Origin of the sequence: Streptomyces sp. DvalAA-14, assembly GCF_900091855.1 — a bacterium.
Classification (GTDB): Bacteria; Actinomycetota; Actinomycetes; order Streptomycetales; family Streptomycetaceae; genus Actinacidiphila.
Window position 1 is genome coordinate 1 of sequence record NZ_FMCH01000395.1, and the last position, 12,755, is coordinate 12,755.

Annotated in this window: 14 protein-coding genes; 3 read left to right on the plus strand and 11 right to left on the minus strand. The window is 70.5% G+C overall.

Annotation, left to right across the window (positions count from 1 at the left end):
* From GA0115240_RS21015 to GA0115240_RS21045, 7 genes are all read right to left on the minus strand, one after another.
* Nucleotides 1–1,357 (minus strand): NADH-quinone oxidoreductase subunit G (locus tag GA0115240_RS21015; RefSeq protein WP_141708912.1); only part of this gene is annotated, 1,357 nt, incomplete at its 3' end.
* Nucleotides 1,354–2,688, minus strand: coding sequence for an NADH-quinone oxidoreductase subunit NuoF (nuoF, locus tag GA0115240_RS21020; RefSeq protein ID WP_093738491.1), 1,335 nt, complete (start codon nt 2,686–2,688; stop codon nt 1,354–1,356). The genes nuoF and GA0115240_RS21015, both read right to left, overlap by 4 nt.
* Entirely contained in the window at nt 2,688–3,620 is a 933-nt protein-coding gene (gene nuoE, locus GA0115240_RS21025; protein ID WP_256069910.1) for an NADH-quinone oxidoreductase subunit NuoE, read from the minus strand. The genes nuoF and nuoE overlap by 1 nt, the downstream gene beginning before the upstream one ends.
* A 98-nt stretch (nt 3,621–3,718) precedes the next feature.
* Nucleotides 3,719–5,065: an NADH-quinone oxidoreductase subunit D gene (locus GA0115240_RS21030; RefSeq protein WP_093738495.1), complete on the minus strand. Its 1,347-nt coding sequence runs from the start codon at nt 5,063–5,065 to the stop codon at nt 3,719–3,721.
* Nucleotides 5,065–5,925 (minus strand): NADH-quinone oxidoreductase subunit C, encoded by an 861-nt coding sequence (locus GA0115240_RS21035; protein WP_093738497.1) that lies wholly within the window; start codon nt 5,923–5,925, stop codon nt 5,065–5,067. The genes GA0115240_RS21030 and GA0115240_RS21035 overlap by 1 nt, the downstream gene beginning before the upstream one ends.
* Nucleotides 5,922–6,476, minus strand: coding sequence for a NuoB/complex I 20 kDa subunit family protein (locus tag GA0115240_RS21040; RefSeq protein WP_093738499.1), 555 nt, complete (start codon nt 6,474–6,476; stop codon nt 5,922–5,924). The genes GA0115240_RS21035 and GA0115240_RS21040 overlap by 4 nt, the downstream gene beginning before the upstream one ends.
* 41 nt (nt 6,477–6,517) lie before the next feature.
* Entirely contained in the window at nt 6,518–6,877 is a 360-nt protein-coding gene (locus GA0115240_RS21045) for an NADH-quinone oxidoreductase subunit A (protein WP_093738501.1), read from the minus strand.
* Between the two features lie 214 nt (nt 6,878–7,091).
* Here GA0115240_RS21045 and GA0115240_RS36270 point away from each other — a divergent pair, with 214 nt between their 5' ends.
* A complete protein-coding gene (locus tag GA0115240_RS36270; RefSeq protein WP_141708913.1) occupies nt 7,092–7,379 on the plus strand; it encodes a hypothetical protein in 288 nt (95 codons plus the stop codon).
* 226 nt (nt 7,380–7,605) lie between these two features.
* Nucleotides 7,606–8,355: a C40 family peptidase gene (locus tag GA0115240_RS21050; RefSeq protein WP_237555068.1), complete on the plus strand. Its 750-nt coding sequence runs from the start codon at nt 7,606–7,608 to the stop codon at nt 8,353–8,355.
* 220 nt (nt 8,356–8,575) lie between these two features.
* On the opposite strand, the gene GA0115240_RS21055 is transcribed toward GA0115240_RS21050, so the two are convergent.
* From GA0115240_RS21055 to GA0115240_RS21065, 3 genes are read right to left on the minus strand one after another with little or no spacing between them, the layout of a single operon-like run.
* Nucleotides 8,576–9,262 (minus strand): HAD family hydrolase, encoded by a 687-nt coding sequence (locus tag GA0115240_RS21055; protein WP_256069909.1) that lies wholly within the window; start codon nt 9,260–9,262, stop codon nt 8,576–8,578.
* Between the two features lie 30 nt (nt 9,263–9,292).
* Nucleotides 9,293–9,517: a DUF397 domain-containing protein gene (locus GA0115240_RS21060; RefSeq protein WP_093738507.1), complete on the minus strand. Its 225-nt coding sequence runs from the start codon at nt 9,515–9,517 to the stop codon at nt 9,293–9,295.
* Nucleotides 9,504–10,304 carry a helix-turn-helix domain-containing protein gene (locus tag GA0115240_RS21065; protein ID WP_093738509.1) on the minus strand — a complete coding sequence of 267 codons (801 nt, stop codon included), beginning with the start codon at nt 10,302–10,304 and terminating at the stop codon, nt 9,504–9,506. Before GA0115240_RS21065 ends, GA0115240_RS21060 begins: the two co-directional genes overlap by 14 nt.
* Before the next feature lie 167 nt (nt 10,305–10,471).
* On the opposite strand from GA0115240_RS21065, the gene GA0115240_RS21070 reads away from it, so the two are divergent.
* On the plus strand, nt 10,472–10,954 hold the full coding sequence (locus tag GA0115240_RS21070; protein WP_141708914.1) for an ATP-binding protein: 483 nt from the start codon (nt 10,472–10,474) through the stop codon (nt 10,952–10,954).
* 252 nt (nt 10,955–11,206) lie between these two features.
* On the opposite strand, the gene GA0115240_RS21075 is transcribed toward GA0115240_RS21070, so the two are convergent.
* Nucleotides 11,207–12,493, minus strand: coding sequence for a geranylgeranyl reductase family protein (locus GA0115240_RS21075; protein WP_093738513.1), 1,287 nt, complete (start codon nt 12,491–12,493; stop codon nt 11,207–11,209).
* Nucleotides 12,494–12,755 lie beyond the last annotated feature (262 nt).

Below are 12,755 nucleotides of genomic sequence, written 5' to 3' on the forward strand. Positions count from 1 at the left end.
GGGCGGCGGGCAGCAGGATGCCGCCGGCCTTGTCCAGGCCGCGGCTGGCGTGGGTGGCGAGCGCGTAGGTCTGCTGCTGGAACTTGCGGTTGGCCTTGCGCAGCCGCAGGAAGACCCCGGGGGCCTCCTCCTCGGCTTCGAGTCCGGCCAGCAGGACGGTCGGCGCCTTCTCCAGCAGCCGGTTGGTGACTCCCGAGCGGTCCAGGTCGTGTCCGCGGCCGGCCACCCGGGCGGCCAGGAAGTCGGCCTCCTCGGCGGAGTGGGCGCGGGCCCGGAAGTCCACGTCGTTGGTGCCGAGCACCGCGCGGGCGAACTTGGCGTAGGCGTAGGAGTCCTCGACGGTGAGGCGGCCGCCGGTCAGCACCGCCGCCCGGCCGTGCGCGGTGGCCAGGCCGGCCGCCGCGGCGGCCAGCGCCTCCGGCCAGGAGGCGGCGACCAGGTCACCGTCGGCGTTGCGGATCAGCGGGTGGCTGAGCCGGTCCGGCCGCTGGGCGTAGCGGAAGCCGAAGCGGCCCTTGTCGCACAGCCACTCCTCGTTGACCTCCGGGTCGTTGCCGGCCAGCCGGCGCATCACCTTGCCGCGGCGGTGGTCGGTGCGGGTGGCGCAGCCGCCGGCGCAGTGTTCGCACACCGACGGCGACGACACCAGGTCGAAGGGCCGGGAGCGGAAGCGGTAGGCGGCGGAGGTCAGCGCGCCCACCGGGCAGATCTGGATGGTGTTGCCGGAGAAGTACGACTCGAAGGGGTCGCCCTCACCGATGCCGACCTGCTGCAGCGTCCCGCGCTCCAGCAGTTCGATCATCGGGTCGCCGGCCACCTGGTTGCTGAAGCGGGTGCAGCGCGCGCACAGCACGCACCGCTCGCGGTCCAGCAGCACCTGCGCCGAGATCGGCACCGGCTTCTCGTAGGTCCGCTTGCGGCCCTCGAAGCGGGTGTCGGGGTCGCCGACCTGCATCGCCTGGTTCTGCAGCGGGCACTCGCCGCCCTTGTCGCAGACCGGGCAGTCCAGCGGATGGTTGATCAGCAGCAGCTCCATCACGCCGCGCTGCGCCTTCTCGGCGACCGGCGAGGAGAGCTGGGTGGAGATCACCATGCCGTCGGTGCAGGTGATGGTGCAGGAGGCGACGGGCTTGCGCTGTCCCTCGATCTCGACGATGCACTGGCGGCAGGCGCCGACCGGGTCGAGCAGCGGGTGGTCGCAGAAGCGCGGCACCTCGATGCCGAGCATCTCGGCGGCCCGGATGACCAGGGTGCCCTTGGGAACGGAGATCGCGATGCCGTCGATGGTGACGGCGATCAGGTCTTCCGGGGGCACCGCCGCTCCCCCCGAGGAGGGTGCGCTGGTAGTGATGGTCACGCGTGGGCCTCCGTACGGGACTTGTCGGCCCAGAGGGTGGAGAGGGCCGGGTCGAAGGGACAGCCCTTGCGCTCGATGTGCTCCTCGTACTCCGCGCGGAAGTACTTCAGGGAGGAGAAGATCGGGGCGGCGGCTCCGTCGCCCAGCGCGCAGAAGGACTTGCCGTTGATGTTGTCGGCGATGTCGTTGAGCTTGTCGAGGTCTTCGGGGCGGCCCTTGCCGGCCTCGATGTCGCGCAGCAACTGGACGAGCCAGTAGGTGCCTTCGCGGCACGGCGTGCACTTGCCGCAGGACTCGTGGGCGTAGAACTCGGTCCAGCGGGTGACGGCCCGCACCACGCAGGTCGTCTCGTCGAAGCACTGCAGCGCCTTGGTGCCGAGCATGGAGCCGGCCGCGCCGACGCCCTCGTAGTCCAGCGGGACGTCGAGGTGCTCGTCGGTGAACATCGGGGTGGAGGAGCCGCCGGGCGTCCAGAACTTCAGCCGGTGGCCGGGGCGCATCCCGCCGCTGAGGTCGAGCAGCTGGCGCAGGGTGATGCCGAGCGGGCCCTCGTACTGGCCGGGGCGGGCGACATGGCCGGACAGCGAGTAGAGCGTGAAGCCCGGGGACTTCTCGCTGCCCATCGATTTGAACCAGTCCTTGCCGCGCTGGATGATCGCGGGAACCGAGGCGATCGACTCCACGTTGTTCACCACGGTGGGGCAGGCGTAGAGCCCCTCCACGGCGGGGAAGGGCGGCCGGAGCCTCGGCTGGCCGCGCCGGCCCTCCAGGGAGTCCAGCAGCGCGGTCTCCTCACCGCAGATGTACGCGCCGGCGCCGGCGTGCACGGTGAGTTCGAGATCGAAGCCGCTGCCCTTGATGTCCTTGCCGAGGTAGCCGGCCTCGTACGCCTCGCGGACCGCCTCGTGCAGGCGGCGCAGGACGGGGACGACCTCACCGCGGAGGTAGATGAAGGCATGGCTGGAGCGGATCGCGTAGCAGGCGATCACGATGCCCTCGATGAGGGAGTGCGGGTTGGCGAAGAGCAGCGGGATGTCCTTGCAGGTCCCGGGCTCGGACTCGTCGGCGTTGACGACGAGGTAGTGCGGCTTGCCGTCGCCCTGCGGGATGAACTGCCACTTCATCCCGGTGGGGAAGCCGGCGCCGCCGCGGCCGCGCAGCCCGGAGTCCTTCACATAGGCGATCAGGTCGTCGGGGGCCATGGCGAGCGCCTTGGTCAGGCCCTCGTAGCCCTCGTGCCGGAGGTAGGTGTCCAGCGTCCATGACTGCGGGTCGTCCCAGAAGGCCGACAGGACGGGCGCGAGCAGTTTCTCGGCCGGTTCGACGGTCATCACGCGCCCTTCCCCTCGGTGCCGGTGCCGTTGCCGTTGCCCGTGCCGCCGCCGGCGCCGCCACCACGGCCGTTGCCGTTGTCCGCGACCGGGTCCGCCGGGTGGGCCGGGTCGGAGGCGGCGGTCTGCCCGGGGGCGTCGTGCGAGCTGGGGTGCTGGGCGGGCGAGGGCGAGGTCGGGGTGTCGTACGTCCCGGGTCCGTCGGCAGTGCCCTGCCGCGCGGATCCGCCCCCGGCCGATTCACCGGGGCGGCCGGCCGGCCGGCCCGACGACGCGTCCTCGCGGTGCAGGTTCAGCCCGGCCAGCGAGGCCGGTCCGGCGCCGCCGGTCGCCGCCACCGCGCCCTCGCGCCGGTCGGGGAACCCGGCCAGGATGCGGGAGGTCTCCTTGTACGTGCACAGCGGCGCGCCCCGTGTCGGGCTGACCTCCTGACCGGCGATCAGGTCGTCGACCAGCTGCTTGGCGGACTGCGGGGTCTGGTTGTCGAAGAACTCCCAGTTGACCATCACCACCGGGGCGTAGTCGCAGGCCGCGTTGCACTCGATGTGTTCGAGGGTGACCTTGCCGTCCTCGGTGGTCTCGTCGTTGCCGACGCCGAGGTGCTGCTGGAGCTCCTCGAAGATGGCGTCGCCGCCCATGACCGCGCACAGCGTGTTGGTGCACACCCCGACCTGGTACTGGCCGGAGGGCTTGCGCCGGTACATGGAGTAGAAGGTCGAGACCGCGGTGACCTCGGCGGTGGTCAGGTCCAGCACCTCGGCGCAGAACCGGATACCGGTCCGGGAGACGAAGCCCTCCTCGGACTGCACCAGGTGCAGCAGCGGCAGCAGGGCGCTGCGCGAGCCGGGGTAGCGGGCGATCACCTCCTTGGCGTCGGCCTCCAGCCGGGCCCGTACCTCGGCCGGGAAGTCCGGCGCGGGCAGCGCGGGGATGCCCAGGGCTGTCGGGGTGGTCACGGTGACCGGGACGACCGGGGTCTTCGGCGCCTTCGGGGCCGAGGGGCTCTGCCCCCGGGCGACAGACGTGTCCGTCATCGGTCGACACCTCCCATCACGGGGTCGATGGACGCCACCGCGACGATGACGTCGGCGACCTGGCCGCCTTCGCACATCGCGGCCATGGTCTGCAGGTTGGTGAAGGAGGGGTCGCGGAAGTGGACCCGGTAGGGGCGGGTGCCGCCGTCGCTGACCGCGTGCACCCCCAGCTCGCCCTTGGCGGACTCCACCGCGACGTAGGCCTGTCCCGGCGGTACCCGGAAGCCCTCGGTGACGAGCTTGAAGTGGTGGATCAGGGCCTCCATCGAGGTGCCCATGATCTTCTTGATGTGGTCCAGCGAGTTGCCGAGCCCGTCCGGGCCGAGCGCGAGCTGCGCGGGCCAGGCGATCTTCTTGTCCTCGACCATCACCGGGCCCGGCGCCAGCCGGTCCAGGCACTGCTCGACGATCCGCAGGCTCTCGTGCATCTCGGCCAGCCGGACGACGAAACGGCCGTAGGAGTCGCAGGTGTCGGCGGTCGGCACCTCGAACTCGTAGTTCTCGTAGCCGCAGTACGGCTCCGCCTTGCGCAGGTCGTACGGCAGTCCGGCGGCGCGCAGGATCGGCCCGGTGGCGCCCAGCGCCATGCAGCCGGTCAGGTCCAGGTAGCCGACGTCCTGCATCCGGCCCTTGAAGATCGGGTTGCCGGTGGCGAGCTTGTCGTACTCGGGCAGGTTCTTGCGGAACTTCTTCACGAACTCCCGCACCTGGTCGACCGCGCCGGGCGGCAGGTCCTGGGCGAGGCCGCCCACCCGGACATAGGCGTGGTTCATCCGCAGGCCGGTGATCAGCTCGAAGATGTCCAGGATCATCTCGCGGTCGCGGAAACCGTAGATCATGATCGTGGTGGCGCCCAGCTCCATCCCGCCGGTGGCGATGCACACCAGGTGGGAGGAGATCCGGTTGAGCTCCATCAGCAGCACGCGGATGACGGTGGCGCGGTCGGGCACCTGCTCGGTGATGCCGAGCAGCTTCTCCACCGCCAGGCAGTACGCCGTCTCGTTGAACAGCGGGGTCAGGTAGTCCATCCGGGTCACGAAGGTGGAGCCCTGGACCCAGGTCCGGTACTCCATGTTCTTCTCGATGCCGGTGTGCAGATAGCCGATGCCGGAGCGGGCCTCGGTGACCGTCTCGCCGTCGATCTCCAGGATCAGCCGGAGCACGCCGTGCGTGGACGGGTGCTGCGGACCCATGTTGACGATGATCCGCTCGTCGTCGGCGCGGCCGACCGACTCGGCCAGCTCGTCCCAGTCGCCGCCGGTGACGGTGAAGACCCGTCCCTCGGTGGTCTCCCGCTCCTCCGCTTGGGCGGGAGCGTGGGGGGTGCTCTGTGTGCTGCTCATCAGCTGTACGACCTCCGCTGGTCGGGAGCCGGGATCTGGGCGCCCTTGTACTCGACGGGGATACCGCCGAGCGGGTAGTCCTTGCGCTGCGGGTGGCCGGGCCAGTCGTCCGGCATCATGATCCGGGTGAGCGCCGGGTGCCCGTCGAAGACGATCCCGAAGAAGTCGTACGTCTCGCGCTCGTGCCAGTCGTTGGTCGGGTAGACCGCGACCAGCGAGGGGATGTGCGGGTCGGCGTCGGGAGCGCTCACCTCGACGCGGATCACCCGGGTGTGGGTGATCGAGCGCAGGTGGTAGACGGCGTGCAGTTCGCGGCCCTGGTCACCGGGGTAGTGCACCCCGCTGACGCCGGTGCACAGTTCGAAGCGCAGCGCCGGGTCGTCCCGCAGTGTCGTCGCGACCTGGAGCAGGTGCGCGCGGGCGATGTGGAAGGTCAGCTCGCCGCGGTCCACCACGGTCTTCTCGATCGCCTCGGCCGGCGGCAGGCCCTGCTCCTCCAGGGCGCCCTCCAGTTCGTCGGCGATCTCGTCGAAGGCGCCGCCGTAGGGGCGGGTGCTGGCGCCGGGCAGCCGGACGGTACGGACCAGGCCGCCGTAGCCGGAGGTGTCGCCCGCGCCGCTCTTGTCGGCCCCGCCGAACATGCCGCGGCGGACGCCGATGACCTCGCCGGCGCTCTCACCGCGCTGGCTGGGCAGGCTGTCGGCGGTGGTGCCGTGCGAACCGTTGCCGGCGTCGGCGGCCTTGCCGGCCTTGGCGGCGTCGGCGGCCTTCGGGCCGGCGGGCGCCGCAGGGGTCTGCGAGGTGCTCGGGGCGCCCGGGGCGCTCGGGGTCTTCGGGGTGTCGGGGGAGGAGTCGCTCACCGCAGGAGGCCCTTCATCTCAATGGTGGGGAGCGCCTTCAGGGCTGCCTGCTCCGCCTCGCGGGCGGCCTCCACGCGGTTCACGCCGAGCTTGCCGTGCTGGATCTTCTCGTGCAGCTTGAGGATCGCGTCGAGCAGCATCTCGGGCCGCGGCGGGCAGCCGGGCAGATAGATGTCGACGGGCACGACGTGGTCGACGCCCTGCACGATCGCGTAGTTGTTGAACATCCCGCCGCTGGACGCGCAGACACCCATCGAGATGACCCACTTGGGGTTCGGCATCTGGTCGTAGACCTGCCGCAGCACCGGGGCCATCTTCTGGCTCACCCGGCCCGCCACGATCATCAGGTCGGCCTGCCGCGGCGAGCCGCGGAAGACCTCCATGCCGAACCGGGCCATGTCGTAGCGCCCCGCGCCGGTGGTCATCATCTCGATGGCGCAGCAGGCGAGTCCGAAGGTGGCCGGGAACACCGACGCCTTACGTACCCATCCCGCCGCGGTCTCCACGGATGTGAGCAGGAATCCGCTCGGCAGTTTCTCTTCGATACCCATGCGTTGGCTCCTGGTCCCCTTCGGTCCCTAGTCCCAGTCCCCTAGTCCCATTCCAGCCCGCCACGCCGCCATACATAGGCGTATGCGACGAAGACGGTGAGCACGAAGAGGAGCATCTCCACGAGCCCGAACATCCCCAGGCGGTCGAAGGTGACGGCCCAGGGATAGAGGAAGACGATCTCGATGTCGAAGACGATGAAGAGCATCGCCGTCAGGTAGTACTTGATCGGGAAGCGACCGCCGCCGACCGGCTGCGGGGTCGGCTCGATACCGCACTCGTACGCTTCCAACTTGGCCCGGTTGTACCGTTTCGGCCCGATGATCGAGGCCATGAAAACGGAGAAGACCGCGAAGCCGGCCGCGATGCCTCCCAGCACGAGGATGGGCGCGTATGCGTTCACCGTCCCCCGCTCCTTCCAGTCGACAATGACTGACATGTACGGACCGTGATTTGGGAGGCGCCCGGCGCCACATCGCCGCGAAGATCGCGTCTATGTGAGGCAGTTCACAAGCCCAAGTCGCCTGCATCCTATGCCTCCCGGTCTGTGATCTGCGACACGGGGTACGGCACGACCTTTGTGATCTCCACCACCCGGGGGACGATCATGTCGTCCGATGAGCGTCGATCAGGTGGCGGATGCGTCCCAACCGATCACGGCACGCCATAACCCCCGGTATTACCGCTGGTCAACCGGCCTGGCGCACTATCAAGCGGCACGGCGCGGAGGCAAATTGGCCTCGGACGGAATCCTCGTGATAGCGCGGCGCGACCCGGTCGGCGGACGGCCACAACCCTCTGTTCACGCGCGTGAACGCGTGCACGAGCGCATAGCCGACCAGGGCGGTGAAAACGGTTCAAAGCACCCGACAAACAAGATCGTAAAACGGTCAATTGGGCCGTGAACACGTCAAGTGTGGCGCATCACACCTTTGTTGAACGGAACCATAGGTTCCTGATAGCCAAGAGCGCATGTCACAGAACCAGCTCCGGACGCATACGTCCGATTCGCCCAGCCATACCCGCCGCCGACGGCACGCGGCGCCCAGTGACCTCACATGGGTCCGCCGGGCCGGACTCGTCGGCGGTGTCGTCAGCGCGCTCGCTCTTTGCGGCGCGGCCGCTCCGGCCATGGCCGACAACACGCACACCTCCACGACGAACGACACGGCGCCGACCGCCACCCTCACGCTCGCGAACGGCGCCCAGCAGGCCGCCGCCGCGTTCGAGCAGGGCGCGATCACCGCGCAGCTGACCGCAGCGCAGGAACAGGCCGCCGCACAGGCGGCCAGGGACGCCAAGGCGGCCAAGAGGGCCGCCGACGCCAAGGCCGCGGCTGCCCGTAAGGCGGCCTGGCGCGCCAAGGAGCGCGCCGCGGCGGCCAAGGCCGCCGCCGCGAAGGCCGCCGCCGCCCAGGCGGCGACCCCGGCGACCCCGGTGGCCGCCAAGGTCTCCACCGCCGCTCCCGCCGCCACCACGGCGGCCGCCACGCCCACGGCGACCCCCACCGTGGCCGCGGCCTCCTCCAGCAAGGCCGATCAGCTGATCGCCTTCCTGAAGGCCCAGATCGGCAAGCCGTACGTCTACGGCGCCACCGGACCGAGTTCGTACGACTGCTCCGGCCTCACCCAGGCCGCTTTCGCCTCGATCGGGATCACCATCCCGCGCACCTCCGAGGAGCAGTCCACCTTCGGCACCCCGGTGTCCCTCAGCGCCCTGCAGCCCGGCGACCTCATCTTCTGGGGTGGCGAGGGCAGCGCGTACCACGTGGGCGTTTTCATAGGCAACGGCCAGTACCTGGACGCGGCCAACCCCTCCAGCCCGGTCGGCATCAAGAACCTGGTCGACTACGAGCCCGACTGGGCCGTGCGGGCCATCTGAGCCCGCCTCGCGGCTGCCGAGGCGTATCCGGAGCGCAGGCCCTCGAGCCGCCCTCCCGAAGCGCGGGCACCGCACAACTTCGGGCGCAGGGCCGCCGTGGCCTCCACCCGGGGGAGCCCATGGCGACCCTGCGCCCGATATACGGCATTGCTGGGCTTACGCTCCGGATCAGCGGGGCGGCCGGCCGGCGGGTCAACCGTCGACCGGGCCCGGCAACCGGTCAGCCGACCAGCCCCAGTACCGGCGCCAGTCCGGCCGGCCGGCGGTCGACCGGCAAATGGTCGACGAAGTGCACCGGGCACCCGACGGCGGCGGCGCCGCCATCGGCCCCCCGGTCGTCGCCGACCATCAGGACGTCGGCGGGCGCCAGGCCCAGCCGCTCGCACGCGGCGGTGAAGATCGCCGGGTCGGGCTTGCGGACGCCGAGTTCGTAGGAGAGCAGGTAGGTGTCGACCAGCGGGTCCAGACCGTGCGCGCGAAAGACCGGCCGCAGGTCCCAGCCGATGTTGCTCACCACGGCCACCGGGACGCCCCGTCGGCGCAGTTCCCGCAGCGTCGGGCCGGTGTCCGGATACGGCCGCCAGGCCGCGGGCAGCATGTGCCGGTCGTACAGCGCCTCCGCCCACCGCGTCAGCCCGGCCGCCCGAGCCAGCCCGCTGTACGCGGCGCGGTGCTGATCCGCGCCCATGTCCCGCTCACGCCAGGCCGTTTCGAGATGCGCGGGCACCTCCCGCGGGTTCGACCCGCCCGGCAGCGCGCCGAACTCGGTCAGCCGCCGGACCTGCTCGGTGAACTCGGCCGCGTCCGGGGCCGCTCCACTCTCCGCCAGCACCGCGCCGAGCCACTCCCCGGTCGACTCGATCCGCAGCAGCGTGCCGGAGAAGTCGAACATCACACCTTTGACCACCCGGTGATCGTAAGCGACCCCCGGGCCCCGTCAGAAGGAAAAGCTCCCCGCTTTGACCGCGCCGACGAACGCCGCCCACGCCTCCACCCGGAACACCAGCGCCGGACCCTGCGGGTCCTTGGAGTCCCGCACCGGGACGCCGGCGTAGCCGTCGGCGACCTCGACGCAGCTGCCCTCGTCCGAGCCGCTGTAACTCGACTTCCGCCACCCGGTGAGTGCGGAAGCCGTCGGGATGACGGTCTCAGTGGCCTTCATGTCCGTAACCCTTCGCTGTGGCCCGCAAGAGGGCAAGTGACTCCTTCAACGGCAACGCATCGCCTAGCGCAAGATCGTAGGTGCCCTGGAAGCGTTGGACCAGCGCTGGGGAGTCATGCACCTTGCCTGTGTGCAGTCCTTCGACGTAGGTGATCGGGGGCTGGTCCTCGAACCACATGAGGGTGGCCATGCTCATCAGCAGCGGGTGCGCCCCAATGCCGAACGGCATCACGTGGACACGGATCCGCTCGCATTCGACAAGGTCCGCCAAATGCGTGAGCTGTTCGGCCATGACGTCGGGCCCGCCGACGGGCCGCCGCAACACGGCTTCGTCCAACAGAGCCCACACAATCGGTGTCACCGGGTCGTCCAGCAGACGGGCTCGCTCCAGCCGTGTGACGACGGCGCTGTCACGCTCTTCGTCGCTCAGTGGGGGAAACCCGACCTTCAGCACCGCACGCGCGTACGCCTTTGTCTGAAGAATGCCCGGCACATACGACAGGGCGAACTCGCGCAACATCGTGGCCTGTTGCTCCAGCTGCCGGGCGGTCTCGAAGTGGCTGCCGACCGGCCTTCCGTCCCTGTTCGGCAGGAAGCTGGACAGCACGTTCCCCGTGTTCAGCGCCAGATCCAGCCGCTTGGCGTCGTCCTCGGACGGCCAACGCCGCCCCGCCTCGATATGCGCGATGTGCGAACGGGTCATGGTCGCGTCGACGGCCAACTCCTGCTGCGTGAGGCCGGCTTTCTTCCGGGCGTCCCTGAGCCATTCCCCGTAAGCCATGGCCATAGGTCAACTCCTCCGTGTGCCTTCTGATTTGTCACTCGCTATCCCCTATCGATCGTAGGGTGCGGTGCCCGATCTTGAGTGCGGAAGGTCAGTGCTTGATCTCGCAGAGCGACCAAGCACCCGGCCGACTCGGACGACAGATCAGGCACGAAGAAGGGCTGCACATCATGGGAACAGCGGTAGCGGTTGTGATCGACACGGACCCGGCGGCCCCTCCGCCCGTCCCCTACACCCCTCCCCAGAAACTCTGGCCCGCCACGGCCAGGGGCGTGCGTCTGGCCCGGCATGCGCTGGCCGACGCTCTCGCTGGTTGGCGGCTGACGGAGTTGAGCGACCAGGCGTCGCTGGTGCTGTCCGAGTTGATGACGAACGCGCAGAAGTACGGGCGGGTGCAGGGGAGGTCGATCGGCGCGAGCTTCACGCCCGTGCCCGGGGGAATCCTGCTGGAAGTGCACGACGCCCGGGGCGAGGTGCGGCCGGCCCTGGTCACCGCCGGCGACTCGGACGAACAGGGGCGGGGTCTGTTCATCGTCGACGCCGTCACCGCGGGGCGGTGGGGCACCGCCCCGCAGCCGGGCGGGCCGGGAAAGGTCGTCTGGGCCGTCGTTCACGGACCGTGCGCGCCCCCGTTCCCCGTCCACAGTGACTGAGGGCGCCGGGGTCGGCGGCGACGGGCGAGCGGTCCTGGTGGTGACGCGACTCGACGATCCCACCGCCGATCTGGTCATCGGCGAACTGCACACACGCCGGCTTCCGGTGGTACGGCTCGATCCCGGCGACTTCCCGGCGGGCGTGGCGGCGTTCGGGGCGACCGTCACGGCCGGGATGGACCATTCCGTGTGGATCGGCGACCCGGGCGGACCCTCGTGGTGGTCTCCCGCCCGGGCCGGGCGGGCCTCCGGTCAGGCCCGCGGGGTGATTTTGGTCAGGCCGTTGATGATGCGGTCCATCGCGTCGCCCCCGGTGGGGTCGGTGAGGTTGGCGAGCAGTTTCAGGGCGAAGCGCATCAGCATCGGGTGGGTGAGGCCGCGCTGGCTGCACAGCTGGAGGACCTTGGGGTTGCCGATGAGTTTCACGAAGGCGCGGCCCAGCGTGTAGTAGCCCCCGTAGGTCTCCTTGAGGATGCGCGGGTAGTTGGCCAGGGCCAGTTCGCGCTGGGGGGCGGTGGCGCGGGCGTGGGCCTGGGTGATGACGTCGGCGGCGATCTGGCCGGATTCCATGGCGTAGGCGATGCCCTCGCCGTTGAACGGGTTGACCAGGCCGCCCGCGTCGCCGACCAGCAGCAGGCCGCGGGTGTAGTGGGGCTGCCGGTTGAACGCCATCGGCAGGGCCGCGCCGCGGATCGGCTGGGTCATGTTCTCCGGGGTGAAGCCCCAGTCCTCGGGCATCGAGCCGACCCACGCCTTGAGCACCTCGCGCCAGTCCAGCTCGCGGAAGGCCGCCGAGGAGTTGAGGATGCCCAGGCCCACGTTGGACGTACCGTCACCGAGGCCGAAGATCCAGCCGTAGCCGGGCAGCTGACGGGCCTGCGGGCCCCGCCGGTCCCACAGCTCCAGCCAGGATTCCAGGTAGTCGTCCTCGTGCCGGGGTGAGGTGAAGTAGGTGCGGACCGCGACGCCCATCGGCCGGTCCTCGCGGCGGTGCAGGCCCATCGCCAGCGAGAGCCGGGTGGAGTTGCCGTCGGCGGCGACCACCAGCGGGGCGTAGAACGCGGCCGGGGTCTTCTCCTCGCCGAGCTTGGCCTGCACGCCGGTGATCCGGCCGGTGCGCTCCTCGATGATCGGGGCGCCGACGTTGCAGCGCTCGTACAGCCGGGCGCCGGCCTTCACCGCCTGCTGGGCGAGGAGTTCGTCGAAGTCCTCGCGCCTGCGGACCAGGCCGTAGTTCGGGTACGCGGCCAGCTCCGGCCAGTCCATCTCCAGCCGCAGGCCGCCGCTGATGATCCGCAGGCCCTTGTTGCGCAGCCAGCCCGCTTCCTCGGAGATGTCGATGCCCATCGAGACCAGCTGCTTGGTCGCGCGCGGGGTGAGGCCGTCACCGCACACCTTCTCGCGCGGGAACGCGGTCTTCTCCAGCAGCAGTACGTCGAGTCCGGCCTTCGCCAGGTAGTAGGCGGTCGTCGAACCGGCGGGCCCGGCGCCGACGACGATCACATCGGCGCTGCGCTCGGACAGGGCGGTGTCGGTCACGGTGGGGCTCTCCCGTTTCGGCGAAAGGTGGTGCCAGGTGCAGGTCCGGCCGCCATGGACGCACGGCGGTGGTACCGAGTCTATGAGGACGGGGGCGCGGGTGCGGCGGCGGCTCTCGGGACGGCGCCGAGCGGGTGCCGGCGCTCAGCGCCGCTCGGGCGGCTCGGGCGGTCCGCCGGGCCGGTCCGGGCGGTGCCGGTCGGCCAGCCGCGGCGGTTGGACGATTCCCAGGTCGTGCACGACCGGCTCGGCGGGGACCGGC